The sequence below is a fragment of the Chryseobacterium sp. Marseille-Q8038 genome (assembly GCF_965111995.1).
Genome location: NZ_CBCOPN010000002.1, coordinates 679,035 through 704,255 on the forward strand (window position 1 = coordinate 679,035; position 25,221 = coordinate 704,255).

General features: G+C 36.3%; 22 protein-coding genes. 14 read left to right on the forward strand and 8 right to left on the reverse strand.

What is annotated here, in order from left to right:
• Positions 1-58: 58 nt before the first annotated feature.
• Complete coding sequence (gene sppA, locus ACWPWS_RS17040) at positions 59-1,816, reverse strand: signal peptide peptidase SppA (RefSeq protein WP_209787394.1); 1,758 nt, start codon at positions 1,814-1,816, stop codon at positions 59-61.
• Positions 1,817-1,836: 20 nt separating this feature from the next.
• Between sppA and folK the strand changes: the two genes are divergently transcribed.
• The 6 genes from folK (at position 1,837) to fmt (ending at position 9,693) form a co-directional block, all read left to right on the forward strand.
• Complete coding sequence (folK, locus tag ACWPWS_RS17045; protein ID WP_454047319.1) at positions 1,837-2,253, forward strand: 2-amino-4-hydroxy-6-hydroxymethyldihydropteridine diphosphokinase; 417 nt, start codon at positions 1,837-1,839, stop codon at positions 2,251-2,253.
• A gap of 17 nt (positions 2,254-2,270) precedes the next feature.
• Positions 2,271-3,386: an OmpA family protein gene (locus ACWPWS_RS17050; protein WP_454047320.1), complete on the forward strand. Its 1,116-nt coding sequence runs from the start codon at positions 2,271-2,273 to the stop codon at positions 3,384-3,386.
• A gap of 52 nt (positions 3,387-3,438) precedes the next feature.
• Positions 3,439-4,965 (forward strand): OmpA family protein, encoded by a 1,527-nt coding sequence (locus ACWPWS_RS17055; RefSeq protein WP_454047321.1) that lies wholly within the window; start codon positions 3,439-3,441, stop codon positions 4,963-4,965.
• 212 nt (positions 4,966-5,177) lie between these two features.
• On the forward strand, positions 5,178-6,617 hold the full coding sequence (locus ACWPWS_RS17060) for an OmpA family protein (RefSeq protein WP_209787387.1): 1,440 nt from the start codon (positions 5,178-5,180) through the stop codon (positions 6,615-6,617).
• A 77-nt stretch (positions 6,618-6,694) separates the two neighbouring features.
• The gene (locus ACWPWS_RS17065; RefSeq protein ID WP_454047322.1) at positions 6,695-8,602 is read left to right on the forward strand and encodes a RecQ family ATP-dependent DNA helicase; all 1,908 of its coding nucleotides are present in this window, start codon (positions 6,695-6,697) and stop codon (positions 8,600-8,602) included.
• Positions 8,603-8,745: 143 nt separating this feature from the next.
• Positions 8,746-9,693 (forward strand): methionyl-tRNA formyltransferase, encoded by a 948-nt coding sequence (gene fmt / locus ACWPWS_RS17070; RefSeq protein WP_454047323.1) that lies wholly within the window; start codon positions 8,746-8,748, stop codon positions 9,691-9,693.
• Between the two features lie 77 nt (positions 9,694-9,770).
• Here fmt and ACWPWS_RS17075 read toward each other — a convergent pair whose 3' ends face one another.
• From ACWPWS_RS17075 to ACWPWS_RS17085, 3 genes are all read right to left on the reverse strand, one after another.
• A complete protein-coding gene (locus tag ACWPWS_RS17075) occupies positions 9,771-10,352 on the reverse strand; it encodes a Crp/Fnr family transcriptional regulator (protein WP_454047324.1) in 582 nt (193 codons plus the stop codon).
• Between the two features lie 100 nt (positions 10,353-10,452).
• Positions 10,453-11,574, reverse strand: coding sequence for a 3,4-dihydroxy-2-butanone-4-phosphate synthase (ribB, locus tag ACWPWS_RS17080; RefSeq protein WP_101239474.1), 1,122 nt, complete (start codon positions 11,572-11,574; stop codon positions 10,453-10,455).
• A gap of 54 nt (positions 11,575-11,628) precedes the next feature.
• Positions 11,629-12,645 carry an LLM class flavin-dependent oxidoreductase gene (locus ACWPWS_RS17085; protein WP_454047325.1) on the reverse strand — a complete coding sequence of 339 codons (1,017 nt, stop codon included), beginning with the start codon at positions 12,643-12,645 and terminating at the stop codon, positions 11,629-11,631.
• Between the two features lie 237 nt (positions 12,646-12,882).
• Here ACWPWS_RS17085 and ACWPWS_RS17090 point away from each other — a divergent pair, with 237 nt between their 5' ends.
• From ACWPWS_RS17090 to ACWPWS_RS17100, 3 genes are all read left to right on the forward strand, one after another.
• Positions 12,883-13,338: a hypothetical protein gene (locus ACWPWS_RS17090; RefSeq protein ID WP_454047326.1), complete on the forward strand. Its 456-nt coding sequence runs from the start codon at positions 12,883-12,885 to the stop codon at positions 13,336-13,338.
• 216 nt (positions 13,339-13,554) lie between these two features.
• Complete coding sequence (locus ACWPWS_RS17095) at positions 13,555-13,776, forward strand: hypothetical protein (protein WP_454047327.1); 222 nt, start codon at positions 13,555-13,557, stop codon at positions 13,774-13,776.
• A 165-nt stretch (positions 13,777-13,941) separates the two neighbouring features.
• Positions 13,942-14,790 carry a M12 family metallopeptidase gene (locus ACWPWS_RS17100; protein WP_454047328.1) on the forward strand — a complete coding sequence of 283 codons (849 nt, stop codon included), beginning with the start codon at positions 13,942-13,944 and terminating at the stop codon, positions 14,788-14,790.
• Between the two features lie 40 nt (positions 14,791-14,830).
• On the opposite strand, the gene ACWPWS_RS17105 is transcribed toward ACWPWS_RS17100, so the two are convergent.
• Entirely contained in the window at positions 14,831-16,957 is a 2,127-nt protein-coding gene (locus tag ACWPWS_RS17105; RefSeq protein WP_454047329.1) for a helix-turn-helix domain-containing protein, read from the reverse strand.
• An 82-nt stretch (positions 16,958-17,039) separates the two neighbouring features.
• On the opposite strand from ACWPWS_RS17105, the gene ACWPWS_RS17110 reads away from it, so the two are divergent.
• Complete coding sequence (locus tag ACWPWS_RS17110; RefSeq protein ID WP_209787371.1) at positions 17,040-17,492, forward strand: hypothetical protein; 453 nt, start codon at positions 17,040-17,042, stop codon at positions 17,490-17,492.
• A gap of 173 nt (positions 17,493-17,665) precedes the next feature.
• Here ACWPWS_RS17110 and ACWPWS_RS17115 read toward each other — a convergent pair whose 3' ends face one another.
• Complete coding sequence (locus ACWPWS_RS17115; protein ID WP_209787369.1) at positions 17,666-18,202, reverse strand: gamma carbonic anhydrase family protein; 537 nt, start codon at positions 18,200-18,202, stop codon at positions 17,666-17,668.
• Between the two features lie 163 nt (positions 18,203-18,365).
• Between ACWPWS_RS17115 and ACWPWS_RS17120 the strand changes: the two genes are divergently transcribed.
• The 3 genes from ACWPWS_RS17120 to hemH are packed head-to-tail and all read left to right on the forward strand — an operon-like array spanning position 18,366 to position 20,826.
• Complete coding sequence (locus ACWPWS_RS17120; RefSeq protein WP_105681409.1) at positions 18,366-19,244, forward strand: NifU family protein; 879 nt, start codon at positions 18,366-18,368, stop codon at positions 19,242-19,244.
• 10 nt (positions 19,245-19,254) lie between these two features.
• Positions 19,255-19,782, forward strand: a complete 528-nt coding sequence (locus tag ACWPWS_RS17125; RefSeq protein ID WP_105681809.1) for an NADPH-dependent FMN reductase — start codon at positions 19,255-19,257, stop codon at positions 19,780-19,782.
• A 15-nt stretch (positions 19,783-19,797) separates the two neighbouring features.
• Positions 19,798-20,826 carry a ferrochelatase gene (hemH, locus tag ACWPWS_RS17130; protein ID WP_209787366.1) on the forward strand — a complete coding sequence of 343 codons (1,029 nt, stop codon included), beginning with the start codon at positions 19,798-19,800 and terminating at the stop codon, positions 20,824-20,826.
• A 79-nt stretch (positions 20,827-20,905) separates the two neighbouring features.
• On the opposite strand, the gene ACWPWS_RS17135 is transcribed toward hemH, so the two are convergent.
• Positions 20,906-22,858 (reverse strand): M4 family metallopeptidase, encoded by a 1,953-nt coding sequence (locus ACWPWS_RS17135; RefSeq protein ID WP_454047330.1) that lies wholly within the window; start codon positions 22,856-22,858, stop codon positions 20,906-20,908.
• 369 nt (positions 22,859-23,227) lie between these two features.
• Positions 23,228-24,448, reverse strand: a complete 1,221-nt coding sequence (locus tag ACWPWS_RS17140) for a type IX secretion system plug protein (RefSeq protein ID WP_454047331.1) — start codon at positions 24,446-24,448, stop codon at positions 23,228-23,230.
• A 70-nt stretch (positions 24,449-24,518) separates the two neighbouring features.
• Between ACWPWS_RS17140 and ACWPWS_RS17145 the strand changes: the two genes are divergently transcribed.
• The gene (locus tag ACWPWS_RS17145) at positions 24,519-25,157 is read left to right on the forward strand and encodes an MBL fold metallo-hydrolase (protein ID WP_209787360.1); all 639 of its coding nucleotides are present in this window, start codon (positions 24,519-24,521) and stop codon (positions 25,155-25,157) included.
• Positions 25,158-25,221: the final 64 nt, after the last annotated feature.

The following is a 25,221-nucleotide window of genomic DNA, read 5'->3' on the forward strand; positions in this document are numbered from 1 at the left end:
AAAATCCCGGATCTGAAATTTCAGGTCCGGGATTTTTGTATACAATATAAAATTTAGTTTAGTTGTTGATTCTAATCTGATAAGGCATTTCCATTTTCACCTCAGACTGTAGTTTTTTATCTGTGATCTGCTGCAATATTTCATAGTTGGACTTCCCTATTTTATTTTTAATGATTCTTGCAGAAACATCTTCCTCGTTCAGATCTTTGAAGATTTGCTCAAACGGTGACATTCTCTTAGGAAAAGCCTCTACATGGTAAGATTTTAATCCTGCTTTCTGCGCAGCAAACTTCACAGCATCTGTCAAAGTACCCAATTCGTCTACTAATCCTATTTCTTTAGCACGAACACCACTCCATACTCTACCGCCACCTACATTATCAATCTGTTCAAAAGTTTTCTTTCTGTTCTGAGTCACAAAATGTACAAATCTCTTATAGGTACCTTCTACGCTTCTTGTCATCATATTGACTCCGTAAGGGGTTACTCCGTTTAATCCTGAATAATACATAGAGTTGGCATTGGTAGAAACAATATCTGCACGGATTCCGTTTTTCGCCGCAATATCTTTATAATAAGGCATCACCCCGAACACTCCGATAGAACCGGTAAGTGTATTAGGCTCTGAATAAATTTTATCCGCTGCCATGGCTACATAATATCCTCCTGATGCTGCATAGTCACCAAAAGAAACAATCAGTGGCTTTTTCTTTTTCAGCTGCTGCAATTCAAATAAGATTTCGTCTGAAGCATTAGCACTTCCTCCCGGAGAGTTGATTCTGAAAACAACCGCTTTCACTTTATCATCTTCCTGAAGTTTTTTGATATACTTTACATATTTTTCAGAATGAATATCATTGTATTCATCACCATTATTGATAGATCCGGAAGCATAAAGCACAGCTATTTTTTCACCTGATTGATCATCATCTGCATAAGAACTGATATAGCTTGCCAAAGAAACTTTATTAAGCTTTTCTTTATCTTTTACATTTAACTTCGTTTTAAGAAGATCTTCATATTCTGATTTCTGGATAAGTTTATCCGCAAGTTTATATTTTACGCCTTGTTCAGGAATCATTCCGTATAAGCTATCTGTAATCGTTCTGAACTGAGCCGTATCAATCTTTCTTGAAGCAGCCATTTTATTGGAAGTATTTTTCCAAAGATCATTCAAAAGAGTGCTTAGCTGTTCTTTATTTTCAGGAGAAATATCATTTCTTAAAAAAGGTTCTACTGCAGACTTAAATTTACCGTGACGGATCACTTCAATTCCTATTCCATATTTGTCAGCAAAATCTTTGAAGAAAGTAACCTCCGTAGAAAGACCTTTTAATTCTATCATTCCTGCCGGGTGCAGATAATATTTATCAGCAACAGATCCTAAATAATAGGCCGACTGTGATACTCCGTTTCCATAAGCATATACAAACTTTCCGCTTTTCTTGAAATCTTCAATAGCATTTCTCAAATCATCAATTTGAGTAAGACCCGCAGATAAATAATCAGTTTCTATACTGATTCCTTTAATATTATCATCAGTTTTTGCTTTATTAATGGCCTCCAATGCATCATATATAAGGATACTTTTATTTTGGGCGCCTAATCCGAACAACCCCATCTCTTCTTCAGTGGGACTATCGATTATATTTGTTTTTAAATTAATCGTAAGAACCGAATTCTTTTTCACCGCCACCGACTTATCATTTCCCATCGAACTGAACACAATCATCATAATGAAAAAGATGAAAAATAGAGAGCAAAGTATGATAATTGCTACTATATTTGCCAAAACATTTTTGAAGAAACTTCTCATAAATCAATCAATTTTACAATATGTCGCAGCATAAGGTCGTTTTGTTACTAGGAAGTAACTTAGGAGAGCAAAAAAAAAATGTAGAGCTTGCATTAAAGAAGATAAATGATGCCGGAAATAACATTTCACAAATCAGCGAATATTTAATGTCTGACCCCGTAGAGTTTGCCAGTTCCAATATTTTTTGTAATATTGCAGCAATAATATTCACGCATCTTTCACCAATCCAACTGCTTGATTGTATTAAGAATATAGAAGTTGAGATGGGAAGAATTAATGATTCAAAAGTCTTCGGAGGGTATACTGACAGGATAATAGACATTGATATCATTAAGTATAATGAGTTAAATTTTAAATCAGAAAGGTTAGAAATCCCTCATAAAAAACATCTTTTTGAAAGGGATTTTTCCAGAATATTATTGAAAGATTTTATTTAAAACATAAAACATATTGTATGAAATTAGGTTTATTATTATTGGCTACATCATTGCCAATTGCAGCTTTCGCACAGAACAGCGGCACTACAGTAAACTCTTCCACAGAGTATCCTAATACATTCTCCTCAGGTTCCGCCAATGTACAAACTTTCGACAACAAAGCCAGACGTTTCAGAGACTGGTCTATTTCAGTCGGAGGAGGTCCTGCATTCATGGTACACTCTGATTTAAAATCTATCCGCAAGGATAAGACCAATTGGGGGTATAATGCTTATGTAAGCGTGGACAAACAAATCACCCATGCATTCGCATTAAGCGTTATGTATATGAGAGGAGAAACGAAACAGACAGCCCAACTTCCCGGTGCTGCAGGTGTAAAATCAGGAGTAGCTACTGCAACAACACAATTTGACAACATCTCTTTATTAGGAGATATCAACTTCTCAAATTTATTCAGAAGAGTAGACAATCATTCTCCATACAGATGGGCTTTCCACGGATATATGGGTATTGGAGTTCAGGGATTCAGAACATCATTACATGACAATGATGAATTCAGATGGAGTACTACCCCAAGAAGAACCCCTTTATTCATTAAGCAAGACATTGATATCAACTCTATCTTCTATCAGGGAGGTCTGGGAATAAAATACAATGTTTCGAAACTTATTGATGTTGAAGCAAGAACCATGTACATTATCAGTGGTGATGATGAATTCGATGGTGGCGGATGGGCTGATCCTAATGATTATGATCCTTCCACTCCGGGTTCAAAATATAATATGCTAAATTCCAGAAGATCTGATAATGCCTGGACGGTAAGTTTAGGATTATCTTTCAAATTAGGAAAGCAAGAATCTCACCTGGCATGGCATGATCCGCTTCAGGAAGCTTATTACAGAACCAGCGTTCTTGAAAATGCAAGTACCGACCTTGTTGTTTGCGAAAAAGGAGATGCAGACAATGATGGAGTATGTGATGATTGGGACAGACAGCTTGATACTCCTGCAGGAGCAAGAGTAGATGGTGCCGGAGTTGCTTTAGATATGGATCTGGATGGAGTTATCGACCTTTACGATAAGTGCGTGACGGTACCAGGACCTGTTGAAAATAACGGATGCCCAATTAAATAATTAAAAAAACTTAAACTTCTTTTTTCTAAAAGAAATCAAATAATAATACACGATGAAATTAAGTTTAGCAATTGTTGCATTAGCTTTGGCAATTCCCTCTGCTACTTATGCACAAGACTCAACTGTAGATTCAAGCGGAAAATATCCAAATACATTTTCTTCAGGATCTGCCAATGTTACCCCATTTACCAGCCAATCCAAGAGATTTAATGATTGGTCTATCTCAGTAGGAGCAGGGGTCCCGCTTCTTCAATCAGCGGATTTGACCTCTATCAAAAATGGTAATGGTAAAAACCTTTTTGGATATTCAGCTTATGTAAGTATTGATAAAGCGATTACCCATGCTTTTGGGATCAATTTACAGTATGACAGAGGTGAAACCAGACAAGGATGGTTCAATACTAAAAATGCAGCACCAGATGCATCAGCAGTAGGAGCAAGAACTCAGTATGATGCAATCTCTATTTTAGGAGACATTAATTTTTCTAACCTATTAAGAAGAGTTGATAACCACTCTACTTACAGATGGGCACTTCATGGATATGCAGGTATTGGTACTATTGCCTACAGAGCATACCAAAAAGATGGGAATAACAAACAGAGATTGATGACTGAAATTAAGCCTTTCGAATTAGGTTCTATGTTCTTCCAGGCTGGTACAGGTCTGAAGTTCAAAGTGAACAGAAGAATCGATATTGAAGGCAGATTAATGTATGTTGTAACCGGTGATGATGAATTTGATGGTGGTGGTGATGCATACAGCGCTATCAACAAGCGTTCTGAGCAGGTTTCTGACAACTTCTTCAATGCTACTTTAGGTCTTTCCTTCAAATTAGGTAAGCATGAATCCCATGTAATGTGGCATGACCCACTTCAGGAAATCTATTATAAACTTGATGTACTGGCTAATAAAAATCAGGATATCGAAGTTTGTAAAAAAGGAGATGCTGATAACGATGGGGTATGTGACGATTGGGACAGACAGCTTGATACTCCTGCAGGGGCAAGAGTGGATGGTGCCGGAGTTGCACTTGATACTGACCTAGACGGGGTTATTGACCTTTACGATAAGTGTGTAACTGTTCCTGGACCTGTTGAAAACAACGGATGTCCTATCGTTAAAGACAATAAACAAACTGCTGTAGAAGTAGAGAAAACCCTTAAGGATATTTATTTCAACTTTAATAAAGCAACGATCAGACCTGAATCTAACGAAAAATTGGATCTGGCTGCTTCCATTATTAAAGAAAACGGAGGTAACTATCTGTTAACAGGACATACAGATATCAAAGGAAGTGCAGCGTACAACCTAAGACTCTCTAAAGAAAGAGCAGCTGCTGTAGTAGGAGCTCTGGAAAACAGAGGCATTAATGAAAATGTCCTGAAATCAAGAGGAGTAGGCTCTGCTGAAGCAACAATTCCTGCATCAGCTTCAGATGCTGAAAGAATGGCAGACAGAAAAGTTACTGTAAGATTTATAGAAAGTTCAGAATGGGATTCTATTAAAAAGAAAGACTATGAAGATGCTCCTGTAAAAAAAGCAGTAAAAAAAGTTCCTGCTAAGAAAAAGAAGAAATAAATTTTCAAATACTTTATAAACCGAAAAGAATTACTCTTTTCGGTTTATTTTTTTTCTACTACGAATTTTTTTACATACCTTTAACATTATTTTCAGGACAACTGTATGAAACATATTAGAAATCAACGAGTTTCTCCTGAAAAAAATTAACGCAATATCACTTTTTAGCGTAAAAAATCATTTAAAATAACTTAACTTAAAAAAATAACACTATGAAATTAAGTTTAGCAATTGTTGCATTAGCTTTGGCAATTCCTTCTGCCACGTATGCACAAGACTCAACGGCAGTTTCAAAAGGAGAGTATCCTAATACATTTTCTTCGGGATCTGCTAATGTTTCCCCATTCACCAATCAATCTAAAAGATTTAACGATTGGTCCATTTCTGCCGGGGTGGGTGTTCCACTTCTTCAGTCAGCGGATTTGACCTCTATCAAAAATGGTAACGGTAAAAACCTTTTTGGATATTCAGCTTATGTAAGTATTGATAAAGCGATTACCCATGCTTTTGGGATCAATTTACAATATGACAAAGGTGAAACCAGACAAGGATGGTTCAATACTAAAAATGCAGCACCAGATGCATCAGCAGTAGGAGCTAGAACTCAGTATGACGCAATCTCTATTTTAGGAGACATTAATTTTTCTAACCTATTAAGAAGAGTTGATAACCACTCTCCTTACAGATGGGCGCTTCATGGATATGCAGGTATTGGTACTATTGCCTACAGAGCATACCAGAAAGACGGGAATAACAAACAGAGATTGATGACTGAGATTAAGCCTTTCCAATTAGGATCTTTATTCATGCAGGCTGGTACAGGTCTGAAGTTCAAAGTGAACAGAAGAATCGATATTGAAGGGAGATTAATGTATGTTGTAACCGGTGATGATGAGTTTGATGGTGGTGGTGATGCGTACAGCGCTATCAACAAGCGTTCTGAGCAGGTTTCTGACAACTTCTTTAATGCTACTTTAGGTCTTTCTGTAAAACTTGGAAAACACGAATCTCACTTAATGTGGCATGACCCACTTCAGGAAATCTATTATAAACTTGATGTACTGGCTAATAAAAACCAGGATATCGAAGTTTGTAAAAAAGGAGATGCTGATAACGATGGGGTATGTGACGATTGGGACAGACAGCTTGATACTCCTGCAGGAGCAAGAGTGGATGGTGCCGGAGTTGCCCTTGATACTGACTTAGACGGAGTTATTGACCTTTACGATAAGTGTGTAACGGTTCCTGGACCTGTTGAAAACAACGGATGTCCGGTAGCAACAACAGGACCTGTAGTAGAAACAGAAACTAAATTGGAAGGAATTGAATTTGACTTAAATTCTGACAGAATTTTACCATCAAATACTCCAATTTTAAATAATGCGGTAAACTATATTAATTCTTCAACTGGTTCTTACAATGTAATCGGAGCTACGGATACAAGAGGTACTGACGCTTACAACCAAAAACTATCTGAAAGAAGAGCAAACAACGTTAAGAACTATCTGATCAAAAACGGTGTTCAAAATGGTAAACTACAGGCAGTAGGAAAAGGTGAAAAAGACCTTAAATACCCTGAATGTGAACCAGCAACGAAGTGCCCTGAATGGAAAAACAGAGCCAATAGAAGAGTATACTTCGAAGCTAAATAATAAACATATTGATATATCATATGAAAGTCACGCCCTGCGTGACTTTTTTTGTCTAATTCTTTCCTTATTTTTACACCATGATTTCTCCGCAGGATTTTCAAAAGCTAAAATATGATACTCTTAAGTATTTCTGGGGCTATACAGACTTCAGAGATTCTCAGGAAGAAATTATCAATGCTGTCATCAACGAAAAGGACACGCTGGTTCTGTTGCCTACAGGAGCAGGGAAATCTTTATGTTATCAATTGCCCGCCCTATTAAAAGAAGGAACATGCCTCGTAATTTCTCCTTTGCTGGCATTGATGAAAGATCAGGTCAATCAGCTCAAATCCCGTGGTATAGAAGCAGAATACCTTTCATCTGAACTGGATGAATATGATGCTGAAACTATTTATGACCGCTGCAAAGAAGGTCTTACAAAACTACTCTATGTTTCTCCTGAAAGACTTACCAACACTCAGTTTATTCAAAACATGGGGGAAATTCAGTTATCCTTTATTGCCGTTGATGAAGCGCACTGTATTTCAGAATGGGGGCAGGATTTCAGACCCAGCTATCAGAATATAAAAGGATTCAGAAGTAATAACCCTGAGATTCCCTGTCTTGCTCTGACTGCAACTGCTACTCCCAAAGTACTGGAAGAAATTAAAAATAAACTGGAACTTAAAAAGCCTTTTGTTTTTCAAAAAAGTTTCAAAAGAGAGAATATCAAAATCTTTACAGATGAAGTATCTGATAAATTTCAGCGTGTTTTTGATATTTTAAAATACAGCAACGACTCCGGAATTGTCTATGTAAGAACCAGAAAAGAAGCTGAATTACTGGCAGAATTTCTGAAGAAAAATCAGCTGAAAAATGTGGATTATTTCCATGCAGGCTTAACTACTAAAGAAAAAAATGCAAGGCAGAATCTCTGGAACACCAGCGACAACCATGTCCTTATTTCTACCAATGCCTTTGGAATGGGTATTGACAAGGATAATGTACGATTTGTCATACACTACTCTCCTGCTGCCTCCATTGAAAATTATTATCAGGAAATCGGAAGGGCCGGAAGAGATGGAAAAGACAGTTTTGCCTTCATGCTCTGGAACAAACAGGAGCTCCTGAATTTTGATCAGGTTTTAAAAAATCAAACCCCCAACAAAGCTGAGTTTTTGAAGATTGTTAGTTACCTCTACTCTATTTTTCAGGTAGCAGAGTTTGAACTTCCCGAAAAAACTTTTCAGTTGAATAGCCTTAGTATACAGAATTTTACCAGGCTTTCGAAAGCGAAAATCAATAATGTACTCAACTTTTTGCACAATCAGGAAATTGTTTACTACAATGATAATAAAAGTCTGTCTTCGCTTGAGCTTTTTATCAAAGCCGACGAAATAGATCAGTTACCACAAAAAGATGCTCACTTTATAGAGCTTCTTTTCCGCACCATATCCGGAATTACGACCCATAAAGTAATGTTCAGTGAGCAACAGGTAAGCAATAAAATTAATGTCAGCGTCCCTTTGATCAAAGAACGATTGAAGGAAATGCAGCAAAAGAATTATCTTGAATATATCGATGGAGCGCTATCCAGTATCAAATTCCTGAAACCTCGCGATGAAAGAGCGGTAAACAGTGGTTACTGGAAGTTATTTGAGCATATTCAGAGAAACAAAATCCAGAAATGGGAAGAGATGAAATTTTACGTAGAAAACAACGACTACTGTAAAATAAAACTAATTTTAGCCTATTTTGGTGAAAAGAACTCAAAAAACTGTGGCCAGTGCTCTGTCTGTGAAAAGAACAAACAATCCATTTTTGGAAAAAATATTTCCCAGCAGATTATCAATGTATTGGCCAAAAAATCGGCAACCATTGAAGAACTTTCTATACAGCTGAGTTATCACTCTAAAGAAAATATATTAGAAAATCTGATTTTTCTTTTAGATTCCGGAAAGGTAAGAATGCTGAATTTCAGAACGTATGCGCTTAATCATGAGTAATGAGTAATGAGTAATGGTTAATGGGCAATGAATGGTAAATGTATTGTGGTAAAATCATGATGAACTCACTCTATCCCTGAAACTCTCCTACCCTCGAACTTAAACACTTTCCGACTCTCAGATCAAAAACTTATCTTTGCATTATGAAATCATTGAAAGTCGTTTTTTTAGGGACTCCTGAGTTTGCAAAAACTTCTTTGGAGGCAATCCATCAATCTCACCATCAGGTGGTAGGTGTAGTCACTGTAGCTGATAAAGCAAGTGGACGTGGGCAAAAAATTCACCAATCACCGGTAAAAATCTATGCAGAAGAAAATAATATTCCTGTTTTCCAGCCGGAAAAGTTAAGAAATCCGGAATTTTTAGAAGAACTTAGAAAACTGGATGCCGATGTTTTTGTAGTCGTTGCCTTCAGAATGATGCCTAAAGTACTTTTTGAAATGCCTAAAATGGGAACATTCAATCTTCATGCTTCACTACTTCCGGATTACAGAGGTGCTGCCCCTATCAATTATGCCGTTATCAATGGAGAGGAAAAATCCGGAGCTACGACTTTCTTTATCAATGAAAAAATTGACGAAGGTAATATTCTGCTTCAGCAGGAAATGGAAATTTTGCCTGATGAAAATGCAGGAAGCCTTCACGACAGACTGATGGAGATGGGCGCAGGACTTGTTGTAAAAACGCTGGATGCCCTTGCTGAAAATACGATTGAAGAAAAACCTCAGCCTCAGGTGGAACATCCTAAAAATGCTTATAAAATTTTCAAGGAAGATACCCGAATCAATTGGGTACAGCCTTCAAAAACTATTCATCAGTTTATTCTGGGAATGTCACCTTATCCTGCGGCTTTCACCACGTTGAAGATTGAAAACGAAGAAAAAGGATTAAAAATATTCGGAGGAAAGTTTGAACTTTCTGATCACGGAAAACCAGCAGGAACTCTTGATATTTCAAAAAATGAATTTAAAATCTATACCCAGGACGGAATCTACTATCCTCTGGAACTTCAGCTGGAAGGTAAAAAAAGAATGATGGTTAAAGATTTTCTGAACGGTTTCCGAAATTTTGATGGAATCACATTAATCTAAAGATTTATATCTTATCAAATATAAAGTCCCAAAAGTTTGTCTGTTGATACTTTTGGGACTTTTTCGATTTTTAACCATCAGCTTTTACTGACAATTTTCTGGCGTATTCTGCTTATAAACTCCGGGGTTACCCCCAGATAAGCTGCAATCTGAATATTGGTAAGACGATGTGCTGTTTTCGGGTAATCCCTTAAAAATTCTACGTACCTTTCCTCTGAAGGCTTGCTTAGATTATCAATAATTCTTCGTTGCAATGCTATAATTGACTGCTGAAATTTAAGCCTCATCAATCTTTCAATTTCCGGCATTTCAGCATACAGTTTTTCTTTATCTTTTTTCGGAATAAGAAGAATCTCACTATCCTCGAGTGCCTGAATATTAAGTTTTGAGGGAATGCGGTTGATAAAACTGTCAATATCAGAAACCCACCAGTTTTCAATTCCAAAATATAATATCTGTTCGGCAGCATTATGATGGGTATGAAAAACTTTAAAGCATCCACTCAGTATAAATCCTTCAAATTCGCAGATCTCCCCTTCTTTTAAAAGGAATTCTTTCTTCTTTATTTTCCGAAGGTTAAAAGCACTGCAGTATTTTTCCAGCTTTTCGTCTGAGATATCAATATATTCCCGGATGTGTTTTTTTAATGGCTCAGTCATCGTTTAAAAATAAAAAAAGGTTTAGAAAAATCCTAAACCTTATATGTTGTATGGTAAACAGTCATGTATTGTGAAAAAATCACAATTGACTATTCATTTATTAGAGTTGTACCATCTCAGTAACCTCTACATCATATCCTCCAACCTGAGGTTTGATATTAGGGTTTTGAGTGATTACTTTAAACTTATTGATTCCTAAATTCTTCAAAATCTGCGTTCCAATTCCATAATCTCTGTAATTGTACGCTAATGTAGGATGCTGCTCCTGACCATCCTGATAGTTTAAGAACTGCTGAAGTTTTCTCAATGTATTTTCAGAATTAGAAACGTTATTGATGAAAATAATTGCTCCTTTTCCAGCTTCATTTACCATATTGGTTACTTTTTCCAACAATGGTTTTTCACCGTTATTTAATCTTGTCAATACATCGAAATAAGAATCTGATGACTGTACTCTTACCAACACAGGCTCATCTACTGTCCAGGCTCCTTTTGTCAGTGCAAAGTGGATCTGATCATTAGAAGTTTCTCTGAAGGCATAAAAATCAAACTCACCGTAATGTGTTTTTACTTTTTTCTCTTCAAGTCTTTCTACAAGATTTCCTTTTTTGAGCTGATAATGGATCAGATCTTCAATAGAAACGATCTTCATATCGTGTTTTTGAGCAAAAGCATGAAGTTCAGGCAAACGAGACATTGTACCATCTTCGTTCATGATCTCACAGATCACTCCTCCTTCTTTTAAACCTGCTAAATGAGTAAGGTCAATAGCTGCTTCGGTATGTCCGGCTCTTTTCAATACTCCTCCTTTTCTTGCACGAAGCGGGAAAATGTGACCAGGTCTCATAAAATCTGTAGGTTTGGATTTTTCATCCATCAGCGCTAAAATAGTCTTTGCTCTGTCTCCTGCAGAAATTCCGGTAGATGTTCCGTTACCCAGAAGGTCAACCGATACGGTGAAAGCAGTTTCTTTAGGATCGCTGCTTCTGCTTACCATCACTTCAAGGCCAAGCTCATCACATCTTTTTTCAGGAAGCGGCATACAGATCAGCCCTCTTCCGTGAAGCGCCATAAAATTGATAATTTCCGGCGTTGTCAGCTCTGCCGCACAAAGAAAATCGCCTTCATTTTCTCTGTCTTCATCATCTACTACTATGATTATTTTACCATTTTTAAGGTCTTCAATGGCCTCTGGAATAGTATTTAATTTAATATCGGACATTTTTACTTTTTATTTGTGCAAAGATACTCATAAAAATAAGCATCTCCCAACTAATTATGAATGGTTTATTACGCTTTGGATAGAGTTCGCTGCCTCTCTGAAAATCTCATAAGATCTCAATCTTTTCTGATGGTCATAGATATGTGAGTTGATCATCATTTCATCCACCTGAAATCTTTCCTGGAAATTTGTAAGCTTTTCCTGAACTTCCTCCTGATCCCCAATAAACGTATATCTCAGCTTTTGTAAAACCATAGATTTTTCCATGGGAGACCAGATCTCATCCATATCATCCACCGGCGGAGCAAAAGGTTTTCTATCATTTCTTACAATATTGATAAATGCCTGGAATAAAGTAGTAGATATTTTATGAGCTTCTTCCGATGTTTCTGCTGCCACCCCGTTTACACAGGCAATGATATAAGGTTTGTCCAAATATTTTGACGGTTCAAAATGTTCTCTGTATATTTTAAAAGCCATTTCCATCTGCTCCGGAGCAAAATGTCCTGCAAATGCATAAGGCAGCCCAAGTTCTGCGGCCAGCCATGCACTATCTGTACTTGATCCCAGAATATAAATCGGAATATCAAGTCCTTCTCCTGGAATAGCCCGCACCATGGCCTCTGAATTTTCTTTTGAAAAATATCTTTGCAGTTCGAGGATTTGTCTTGGAAATTGTTCATTGATGAGAGCCGGATTTCTTCCTAAAGCCTGAGCTGTTAATCCATCAGTTCCCGGAGCTCTTCCTACTCCCAGATCAATTCTTCCCGGGAAAAGAGATTCCAGGGTTCCGAACTGTTCCGCAATGATCAGGGAACTATGGTTGGGAAGCATAATTCCTCCCGAACCTACTCTGATTTTTTTCGTTCCATTGGCGATAAAACCAATTAAAACAGAAGTAGCTGAACTCGCAATACTTTCCATATTGTGATGTTCTGCCAACCAGAATCTTTTATAATCTAAATTTTCAGCGTGATTGGCTAATGATAAGCTGTCCTGAAAAGTATCGTGAATGCTTTTACCTTGCTTTACAGGGGCAAGATCTAAAACAGAAATTTCAAAATTTTTCATATTGAGATGTTAATTTTTTCAAAGTTGATCCTGAATCTCCTTTGTCAATTTCATAATTCTAAAGTCGGTTTTAAAAACCAAACAAATTTAAAACATAAAAACTGCATTAGTTACTTTTTGTAATTAATAAAAACAATGGCTCAGTTCAGGGAAAAACTATGGGAATAAAATTTTTGTTTATTTGATTTTACTTATGAGGTTTTGGGTAACTTGCAACATCATTTAATAACTAATAACATGAAGACAAAAATAATGTATATCGAAAACAAATCCTTCGGACATAGCGGGCCGGCATGGATTGGTTTTGTGGAATTTTCAAAGTCCGGACAAACTATTTACTGCAACGGGAAAGCTTTCAAAAGATTGAAAAGACCGGAATATATTGCCAACTATTTTGATATAGAAACCGGAGAAGAATACTGGGTATCCGGTATTAAGAAAAACGGACAGGACAGGCATTGGTTTGGAGGCGGAAAAATTATGCTTGATAAAAACTCTATGGATGAATATCTGAAATTGGTAGATTTCAATAGCATAGACAAAAATCACTTTGAGATCGTTGAATTCTCCAAAACAGATAAAAGCAGATTTAATGAAATAGAAAATACAGAAACTGAATTCAGAGATAGAAGTTTTCATGCTACTTTTTATGATAACAACCGAAGAAAATTAATCTTAGACACTAAAATTTAAAGGAAAAATATTTATTTACTGCTTTTATCATTCTTTTTAATAAGCTGCTCTTTCAATCAATTTTATAAAGACAGAGAATCAGACAAAACAGATGGTGAAAAAATTCCCATAAAATTTTATTGGGAACTTCGTTATGGAAAAAATCGGGATGATATTTATAAGTTATTTGGTGAGAAGTTTTTTGAAGTGACCGATAAAGAAAAACTTGTAAAACTTATGAATACAGTCAATGCGATTGGTCCTGTTGAAGAATACAATCTTGCCAAATGGGAAACAATGGTTGTGAAGGGAAACAACGCACGAAGTCAATATTTCTTCATGTATAATGTAAAAAGAGGGACTAAGAAAACAGAAGAATCTTTTACTTTAGAAAAGAATAAAGAAGGAGACATAAAAATCGTTGGCTACAGAGTTAATCAAGATATGCTAAACGAATAAAAATAAAGGGTTTTGAACATTTTCAGGACCCTTTTTTATTTTACAGGGTTTTGTTTAAGTGATTTTTAAAACAAATAATACGAATAAGTATATTTTAACGAAAATAATTCAACAAAAAGAGAGATATTCATTATATTCGTATACCAAATTTTTAAAAACTTTAATATGAACAAAAAAACAAACAGCCTGTTTTATAAGCAGATGCTGACAGGAAAAACTGTGTTTATGAGTTTTCTTATTGCAGCTACATTTTCCTCTTGCAGCAAAAATAATGAGGAAATTACCACCGAAGCCCAAACCAATGCCTTGAGCACAGACAATGTAAAAAAAGGAAAATTTGGAGGTCAGGACATTACCTATGAAAGAAAAAACGGAATGAATTTTTTCCAGGGAGATATTGTTCTTACCGACAAACAATTGTCAGAAGGCAGCGAACTCAATAAAGGCGGTGCCAGTTATTCCAGATGGCCCAATGGTAAAATTTACTATACAATAGCCAGCAATATGGGTTCAATCAACGTTAATAAAATCAATTCCGCAATCAGTGAGTATAATAATAAAACCAATACTCAATGGATCTACCGAAGCAATCAGTCTAACTATGTTGAATTTATTTTTGGGAGTTCATCCGGATCAGATGGCTGGGCTCATATCGGATATCGGGGCGGAAAACAAACGGTTTCTTTGGATCAGTATATTTCTGTAGGATCCGTAATTCATGAAATGGGCCACACGGTAGGTCTTTATCACGAACATACCCGCAAAGACAGAGATCAATATGTAAAAATCCTTTGGAACAATATTCAAAATGGGCAGGCTTATAATTTTAATATCTATAATTCCGGGACAGACATAGGGCCTTTCAATATTAATTCAGTGATGATGTATTGGCCAACATCCTATTCTAAAAACGGACTGCCAACGATTATAAGAGCAGACAATTCAAATTTCACTTATAACAGAACAGGTTTTACCACCGGGGATATCAATACCATCAATGCGATGTATCCTTAATTTTAAAGAATTTTTGTGACCATCAAAAAGGGAAGAATTCTTATGAATTCTTCCCTTTCTTATAATTATAATGATTAATCAAAATCCTGATTTCATTGAATTCAAAGTGGTTGGGCAATGCATTCTTCCACTCAGTCAATGTTTCGTGTGGGTTTTTGTAAAACTCCTCTTCAAACGCTTTGATTTTATCTGAAGTAATGACTCTTGCAATATCCAGCAATCCCTGTTCTGCAAATTTGGCAAGATGGCCAATGACCGTTTCTTTTACCAACCCTCTTTCGAGAGCAATTTCCCCAATGGTTTTTCCCTGTTCAAACAACTGAAAAGTTAAAACCTGAGACGGAACTTTAGCTATTTTCAGATTGATTTCCTTATCATTTTTTTCATCTAAAAGTTTCGTTTCTAGAAGGTAAATATCTCTTAAACTGTTCAGGTATTCTTCAATATCCTCCAGCCAGCTTTTAAATTCTTCGTTATATTGTTTTAAACCTTTCGCTCCTTTTATTTCAGCATAGAATTCCTTCAAAGGATCAAAAATTTTATTTCTGGTTTCTGTAAAAAAGAAATTAACCGCTCCTTTTGACTTGCTTTCAATTTCGGACCAATCTTCTTTTTGTTCAATAAAATTATTAACCTTCTGAAAAATGATACGTTCCAGCTTTTCAAATATTTTCCCAAGATTTACCGCTTCATGTTTCAATTGCAGATAAAGCTGCTTGGTCTTTACATGATCGATATTTTTGGTCACGATCGAAAGGTTGTTCCATTCTTCTACCTCTTTTAAAAACCATGTACAATCTAATGTACGAAGTACTTTTCTGATGCTGTAATCATATTTTTCCTGGTTCAGGATGGCTTCAACATGGTCGTTGGCAATAGTATCTGTATGGAAATGTAAAATTCGGTTATCCTTGAAAATAACTTCAGGGGTAATTTTTGATTTTAACACAATTCCTTCCAATGTTCTGCAACGGGATAAAGCCACATACACCTGACCGGCTGTAAAACTTTTTCCGGCATCAATAATCACTTTATCAAACGTTAATCCCTGACTTTTATGGATGGTTACCGCCCATGCTAATTTGATAGGAAACTGCTCGAAACTTCCTAAAACTTCTTCCTGGATATTTTTATCCGTATCAAGGAAATATTTTTTCTGTTCCCAGGTTTCTCTTTTTACAACAATTTCGTTTTCGCTTTCGTCCAGTACAACACGGATTTCATTTTCATCTAATCCGATAACCTCGCCTAGTTTTCCGTTAAAATATTTCTTCTCACCGGAAATGTCATTTCGGATAAACATGATCTGGGCTCCGATTTTCAGTTCTAAAAACTGTTCGTTCGGAAACTGATTTTCTTTAAAATCACCTACCAATTTCGCTTCATACACCTGAGGATCAACTTTAATTTCTGTCAGTTTTTCCTGGTTGATTTCATCTGCCATTTTGTTGTGAGAACACAAATAAACGTAAGACTCTTTCCCCATATCAAAATCAGGATCATACCTTTCATTGAGATGATTAAAATCTATATTATCTACATCTCCATCACGGATCGCATTCAGAATTTCCAGAAACTCTTCGTCAGATTGTCTGTATACTTTTGTCAGCTCAATGGTAACAATGGGAATTTCTTTAATGGCATGGCTGTCAAAAAAGAAGGGTGAATTGTAATACATTTTCAAAATGTGCTCATCCCTCACTACCGGAGGAAGCTGAAACAAATCCCCGATAAAAAGCATCTGTACCCCTCCAAATCTTTGATTATTCCTTCTGATGAATCTCAAAGAAAAATCCATCATATCCAGAACATCTGCCCTCAACATTGAAACCTCATCAATAATAATGATTTCTACTTCTCTCAGAAGCTTCAGTTTATCTTTACGATATTTGAAATGGGGCATCAGGTCAGCAATATTATTAGCCAAACTGGTATCTATCCTTTCTGTGGTGGGAAGAAAGGTTCTTAGCGGCAGTCCAAACATAGAATGGATGGTTACTCCACCCGCATTGATTGCAGCAATTCCCGTAGGAGCTACTACAATATGCTTTTTCTTTGTACGCCTTACAAAATCATTAAGAAATGTCGTTTTTCCTGTTCCGGCTTTCCCGGTTAAAAAAACGCTTCTGTTGGTATATTCTATTAAGTCAAAAAAATGATTGTTCATCGTTGTCAAAAATACGGAAATGAATTTGAATTTCTTACCTTGGCATAAGTTTTGAAAATTTATAAAAAGAAAAAAGTTTATTGTGAAAAAATTATTCTTTCATATCCCGGCAATAGTATTATGTACTACAATAACCCTGGTTTCATGTAATACATCAAAGAATGCCAATACCAATCTTCCTATTGATATCGCAGACAGACCTGCTGACGAAGAAAGTCAGAAATATGAACAGGCGCAGCTCGACCGATTAAAAGCCTCCATCGAATCTGAAGTGTCAGGAGAAAAATGTACGGATGCCAATGAATGGACATTTGCTCCCATGGGATCGAAATCCTGTGGCGGGCCTCAGCAATACATTGCCTATCCTAAAAAAATAGAAGAAACTTTCTTACCAAGAGTGAATGAGTATACGGATAAAGTGAAAGCTTTTAATGAAAAGTATAATATTATGTCTGACTGTATGATGATCACGCCTCCTACATCTCTCAAATGTATCAATGGCAAGATAAGACTGATCACACCGGACAATAACTAACAATAAAGCAAAGGTTCTATATCAAATCGAAAAAGCTCTGTCCAAAAACAGAGCTTTTATATTATTTTAAATAGATCAATGGTGAATTTTGCTTCGCAAGTGAATAGTGAATTTTTAACACCAAAAAAATTGACAAGCGCAGCGAATTGACTATTCACTATTCACCTGACAGCCTAAAATTGATGGTCTTTCACATTTTCCTTATACCACGATGAGTATTTCACATAGTTATCTGCAATTCTGTTCACTTCTCCTTCCAGTAACTGAGCATTAATATCTTTGATTTTTTTTGCAGGAACTCCACCCCAAACTTCTCCGGATTTTATGTGAGTTCCCTGAGTTACTACAGAACCCGCTCCTACAATGGAATTCTCTTCTACAAGACAATCATCCATCACAATCGCTCCCATTCCGATCAGTACATTATCTTTAATGGTACATCCATGAACAATCGCGTTATGCCCGATAGAAACATTGTTCCCGATATTCAAAGGGAATTTCTGATAGGTACAGTGCAGCATTGCATTATCCTGAACATTCACCTTATCTCCCATTTTGATATAGTTAACATCTCCTCTGATCACTGCATTATACCAAACACTGCAATCTCTTCCCATCTCAACATCGCCAATAATGGTAGCTGTTTCTGCTAAAAAAGTATTCTCTCCAATCTGTGGTGCTTTTCCTAAAAGTTCTTTTATAAGTGCCATAATATTAATTTGAAAATTTGAAAATGAGCTAATTTGAGAATGTATGATGTGTTATCTTTTCTTGTATCTAAGTTCTAAATTACAGCGATAGCAAAAATCTAACTCTCAATTTTCAGCTTCTAACTTCTAATGCGTATTTTTGTATCTCAAATTTAACGAAAAAATGCGTACCGTACTTATAGAACCAACTGAAAACCCAAAAGTGATGAAATTTGTAGCAGATTACAATCTCATCCCAGGGTCTTTAGAACTGGATAGAAATTCAGATATTTCAGAAATTCCTTTAGCACAGGAACTTTTCAATTATCCTTTTGTGGAAAGAGTTTTCATTACGGCTAATTTTGTAGCTGTAGCAAAACAAGATACCATAGAATGGGAACATGTTGCTGAAAGTCTGAAAAATGTAATTGAGGATGAATTATTGGCAAACCCAAGAATTTATCTTCAGAAGAAAAAAGAAATGTATCAGATTTATGCTGAAATGACTCCGAATCCCAATGTAATGAAGTTTGTGTCTAGCAAGCTGCTGATGGATGGTTTTGTGGAAGTAAAATCGAAAGAAGCTGCTGAAGAAGTTCCTTTGGCGCTGGCTATTTTTAAAGAATTTGATTTTGCAACGGAAGTTTTCATTTCTGACAACTTTGTAGCGGTAACCAGAAATAATTCTGTAGAATGGCATCAGGTAATGATGACTGTTCGTGCGCTTATTGCTGAATATCTTCAAAATGGAGGTGAAATTTCAAAAATAGAACCTCAGAAACATGAAAACCCTGTTGAAAAAATCATCAACAGAGATTATACTGAAGATGAGCAGAAGATTTCTGACATTTTAAATGAATATGTAGCTCCTGCCGTGGAAAATGATGGAGGAAAGATTTCTTTGATGGAATATGATCAGGAAAATAAAACGGCAAAAATGCTTCTGCAGGGTGCATGCTCTGGCTGTCCAAGCTCTACAGCTACTTTGAAAAACGGAATTGAAAATATTTTAAAACAATTCGTTCCTGATTTAGTAGAAAGAGTGGAAGCTGTAAACGGATAAAACAGTGGAAATGCCTCCCGAAAAGAAAATTGTCATCATTATAGGAAGTGCTTCTGAAAATTCCAGCAATCAGAAACTGATGGAACAGGTACTGAAAAAAATGGATCATGCAGATTTCAAGATGTATGATGATCTTTCTGTTCTTCCGCATTTTGATACCGCATTAACCGATGCTCACACTCCGGAAGAAGTTCTGAAAATCAGAGAGGACATTAAAAATTCAGCAGGCGTACTATTTTCTACACCGGAATATATTTTCAGTATTCCCGGAAGATTAAAGAATCTGTTGGAATGGTGTGTTTCCACAACAGTATTTTCTGAAAAACCGGTTGCTGTGATCACCGCTTCTGCCAATGGAGAAAAAGGCCATGAAGAGTTATTATTGATTTTAAAGACTCTCGGAGCTGTAACAGATGATAAACATCAGGCATTAATAAAAGGGATAAAAGGCAAATTTGACAGCAATGGCTTACTGGAAAGTAATACCTTTGCTAAAGTATCAGAATTAGTAACAGATTTTACAACTTCTGTTTCATAATTAAAAATTAGAATATTGAATAAGAAAGGAATTTTACTGGTCAACCTCGGATCACCGAGATCAACTTCTGTAAACGACGTAAAGGAATATCTTGATGAATTTTTGATGGACGAAAAAGTGATTGATTATCGCTGGATCTTCCGTGCCCTTCTTGTACAGGGAATTATTCTGAAAACAAGACCCGCAAAATCTGCTGAAGCTTATAAAACAGTCTGGACGGATAAAGGTTCTCCACTGATTGTTATTACTGAACAAATTCAGAAAAAACTTCAGAAAGTGGTAGATGTTCCGGTGGAAATCGGAATGAGGTATGCAGAACCGAGTATTGAAACCGGTATTCAGAAACTGGTAGATCAGGGAATCACTGAAATCGTTCTTTTTCCTCTATATCCTCAATATGCGATGAGTACTACGGAAACAGTGATTGAAAAAGCAGAAGAAGTCAGAAAGAAGAAGTTTCCAAAAGTAAAGATCAATTATATTCAACCTTTCTATAACAGGGATATCTACATCAACTGTCTGGCAGAAAGTATTAAAGAAAAACTTCCTGAAAATTTTGATGCCCTGCAGTTTTCGTATCATGGGGTTCCGGAAAGACATATTTATAAAACGGATCCTACCAAAACATGTAACCTCAATGACTGTTGTTCCAGAGATGATAATCCAAGTCATCAGTTCTGCTACCGTCATCAATGTTATAAAACGACACAGCGTGTTATCGAAAAACTGGATTTGCCAAAAGAAAAAACAATCGTGTCCTTCCAGTCAAGATTAGGAAAAGACAAATGGATTGAGCCATATACCGACGAAACATTGGAAACCATTGGCAAAAAAGGGATAAAAAACCTGGCTATCGTCTGCCCGGCTTTTGTTTCGGACTGTCTTGAGACCCTGGAAGAAATTTCTGTGGAAGGGAAAGAACAGTTCATGCATGGTGGTGGTGAAAATTTCCACTATATTCCATGTCTGAATGATGAAGACCGTTGGATTGAAGTCGTAAAAATCCTTTGTGAAGAAAAACTGAATGATTTCTATCTGGTATAGTTTACTTTGCACTAAATATACAAAAGGCCACAAGAATTAACTTGCGGCCTTTTTGTTGAATATATTAAAAAATTTGGTGCTACTTTTTAATCAGGTTTCCTGCTTTCTCTCCGTTTACCATTACAATATATACTCCCGGAAGAATATTGGAAGGAAGCTGGATATTAAGTCTGTTTACTCCATCGGTAATTTCTACTTTTTCAGAAATTTCTTTCTTACCTGTAAGACTTACCAATTCTACAATTCCTTTTCCTGATTTACCTTCAAAGTTGATGGTGAATCTATCAGTTGCAGGATTTGGACTGATAGTATACAGAGCTGTCTCTGCTGCGGCTACTTTTCCTGCCGGAGAAGTTCCACCTCCTACACCTACAGCGTTCCAGGCATTTTTAACCTGAGTCACTTCATTGCTGGTTGCTCCGTATAAATCGGTAGCTGCCTGAATAGAATAGGTTCTTGCACTTGCATAAGTAGAAGAAGAAGTAAGATAAGTCGTTAATGTTCTGTAAGCAATAGCTCCTGCTTTATCCAGCCCGATTGCTGAAACATTATAAGCAAAGCCTTTGTCATTAGTACCGGAACCTCCTGTAACCAGTAGATAATACCAGAAGTTAAGGACTCCTGAGTTGGTATGAACTCCACAATAATCATTAGATTGGCTTGGAGTTACACAACCGGAAGTTGTTGTTGTTTTCCAATACGTTCCCAGATAAGTATCAGGCTGGCTGTATGCGTTAGGATTAGCCATATTTCGGATCACATAATTGAAATCTTCTCCCAATGTCCAGCTTGCCTGTGTAGGTCTTGCCCAACGTTCAATGGTATTTCCGAAGATATCTGAAAAGCCTTCATTTAATGCTCCGGGTTCTCTCTGATAGACAAGGTTAGCCGTTTTAGAAGTGAGTCCATGTGTAATTTCGTGACCGCAAACATCTATTGCTGTTAAAGGTTTTCCACCGTTTGTTGTAGAGCTTCCATCTCCATAAGTCATTCTGGAACCATCCCAAAATGCATTAAAATAGTTGCTGGAATAATGAACATATGATTTTATAGCGAAGTTATTATTATCGATACTCTTACGTCCATATTTTGTATAAAAATAATCCACTGTCATTTCGGCTCCCCAATGGGCATCGGTAGCGTATTGATCTTTATTGGTATTAACATTATTCCAGTTATTGTCCGTATCTGTAAAGTCTACAGCAGAAGCATAGCTGGTTCCCTTTTTAAGGTTATAAGTTTCTACAGATGTTCCTGCATTTCTTCCTGTTTCTCTTAATCGGTAGCTTCCGTTATAAGAATCTGTAGTGATGCTACGGGTTCCGCTATATCCTGTAACGGCTGTTCCCGGGCTGTTCACTTCATGAATAATGGCATCTACACCTAATACTTTTCCATTTTTAGCATCTACGAAAACATATTGTCTGCTTAATGGTTTTTCAGCATAGATATCAAATTTATAAGCTAGTCTCAGATCATTCAGCTTATCATCATCAGGATCTGAATAATACACTAATTCTCCTTTAGGGGCAAAGCTTGCATTGGGATCACCCGTTTCTTTTTTCAGAAAATCTTCCTCCTCTTTATTTTTCCATTTATAGGATTCTGCTCCCACAAATGACAAAGCACTTTGTAATGCAACATTTTCAGCAAGGCTGGCATTTTTATCAAGTTCTTTCGGAAGTTTAAGAACCCATTTTCCTGACTGTCCTACAATTTTACCGTTTTTTGTCTGTACTGCCATCATTCCGTATTCTACAGGAATATCATTAACAGTCTGTTGAAATCTTTGGGTTTCAAAACCTAATGCATCCTTTTCCAAGCCTAGTTTACGAGCTTGTCCCGGAGAAAGTCTCTGAGACGCTTCGTCAAATAAAACAGGGTTCCCCTGATAGGCAGGAGCATTTTTTTCAAATCTCATAAACTCGGCATGTAATCCGCTTTTTCCCGGAATTAGTTTTGATGGTGTGTTTTGCCCAAAAACAAATGAGCAGGCGGCAACACTTGCCACTAAGATAAATTTCGTTTTCATAATAATATTTGGTTGGTTGTGGTGACGAATTTATAAACTTTTCACAATAAAATGATATAAACAATGAATAAAATTCAATTGATATTATAAATCGATAAATAAAACACAATGACGATTTTAAAACAAAGAAAATTTTTTAAAGATAATTTTTCTGCAATACAAACTTTACATTAAAATAATTAATTAAAATCAAAATTTTGTGAATTATTTTTTTCACTATGTAGTGCATTATAATTAAAAAAAATAACCCTATTCTGAGATTTTAGAGCATATTTTATTTCAATATGGGCAAAAAAATAAGGACTATCTTAAGAGACAGTCCTATTTTATATGTATATTTTTTATACAAAAATGATATCAAGTCATTGCTTATCGTTTATTGGCAATTGGGGTTCTGAATTCTCCGTACCCCATAAGACCATCATAATTTCTTCCGAACGGTGCATAATAAAGGAATGCCTGATAGAGGTTTTCTGTCTGCCAGAAGTTACCATTTACTTCCCCAAAATTCAGAGCGCCATTTCCTTCTTTTGTTACCAAAACGTAGTTATAGAAACCTTGCTTCAGAAATATTTTGGCTACATACTGTTTCGTGGAAGGATCATATTGCATCTGATTTTCTTTGCCCGGTTTAAAATTATTAAATCCTCCCAGCACATAGATTTCTTTATCCACAGGATCTGAATCCAGGTAGAAATGTACCCATGAATAATCCGCTTCTCTTTCTGCATCTCTTTCCCGACCCAGATCATTTCTCCTGTAATACCATGCTCCATTGACATCCGGCTGGTATTGGTAATTCAAAGGAAATGCCCATACCGGATGAAGATAAGTCTGGTTAACATCATCTTTTATTTCAGTGGCACGCACCATATCTGCTGCCATATTCATATTTTTATTATCGAAATAATAAAACTCATTGTCTCCCGGGAACGTAAGATTCGTCTGCTGAAAAAGCACCTGATTTCCTAAAACGCTGCTTGGCTTAAGATTAGAAATCACCATATTCGGGTTGTTATTCTGCATCACATTCATGGTGATTGAATTGACATTGGAAGAAATATCTCCTCCTTTCGGAGAAACATTCACTTCTACCCTTTGATTAATATTGGGATTTTTTGCATCTGCAAATCTTGAAATATTTAAAGCAACAGAGGTTACATCCTCAACCAGATAAAACCTTTTTTTGAAAAGAGGCTGGTCTGCAGAATCTTTATAAACAATCAGCTCATAATTCCCTGAAACCTTCAGCTGGATTTTATCATTCGGAAAAACCAGTTTATAATGAGTATAGGCCTGTAATGTATTGAAAGAATACTGAAACTGATCCAGCAATGCATTCATACTTCCGGTTGCAAATTCTGTAAAAAACAGGTTATCCTCATTCCAGTTTCTGTCATAATGTTTAAAAGTATACCGGTAGATCTGACTGCCATTTGTAAGATCATCAAAGCCCAGAACCAACTGTTCTCCTATCTTAATTACCGGAGTTTCATCATTCGTCTGAGGATTGAACAACTGAACACTTTGGATATTTTGTCCAAAAACCAGTCCGCCCAAAGAAAGTAAGAGTATTCGCAAAGTTTTCATTATGACGAAGATAACGAAAAATAGCCATTTTCTTAATAATATCGTATTTTTGAATAAAAAATATTCAGATATGCTTCAGATTCAAGGTTTCGTATTCAACTTTGCGAGTGAAAATACTTACATCATCTATAACGAAAATAAAAATGCCTGGTTAATTGATCCGGGAAATATGAATGCTCAGGAAACTCAAGCTATTGATCATTTTATTACAGAGAAAGAGCTGAAGATTCAGAAAATTCTTTTGACCCACGCTCATATTGATCATGTATTCGGACTTCAGTGGGCTTTTGACAAATTCAATATCCCCGTGAATATGCATCAGGAAGATCAGGAAGTATTGGATATGCTTCAGGCGAGCGGTGTAAGATTCGGAATGCAGATAGATCCGGTAAAAGTAGATGTAGAATATATCAAGGAAGGAGATGAACTGGATTTAGATGGCGAGAAATTTAAAATTTATCATGTCCCAGGACATTCGCCGGGAAGTGTTGTTTACCATAATGAAAATCAGAAATTCATGATTTCAGGAGATGTTCTTTTTGAAGGCAGTATCGGAAGAACAGATTTGTATAAAGGAAATTATGATCAGCTGATTGAGGGAATTAAATCAAAGCTTTTCATTCTGGATAATGAAACACAGGTTTTCTCAGGACATGGAAATCCTACATCCATTGGTTTTGAGAAGCAGTATAATCCGTTTTTGAAGTAAGAGAATCTGAGGATTTGAGAGTGAAATCAGCTCAATTCCCCAAATCTGCGAAAGAATAAAAAAT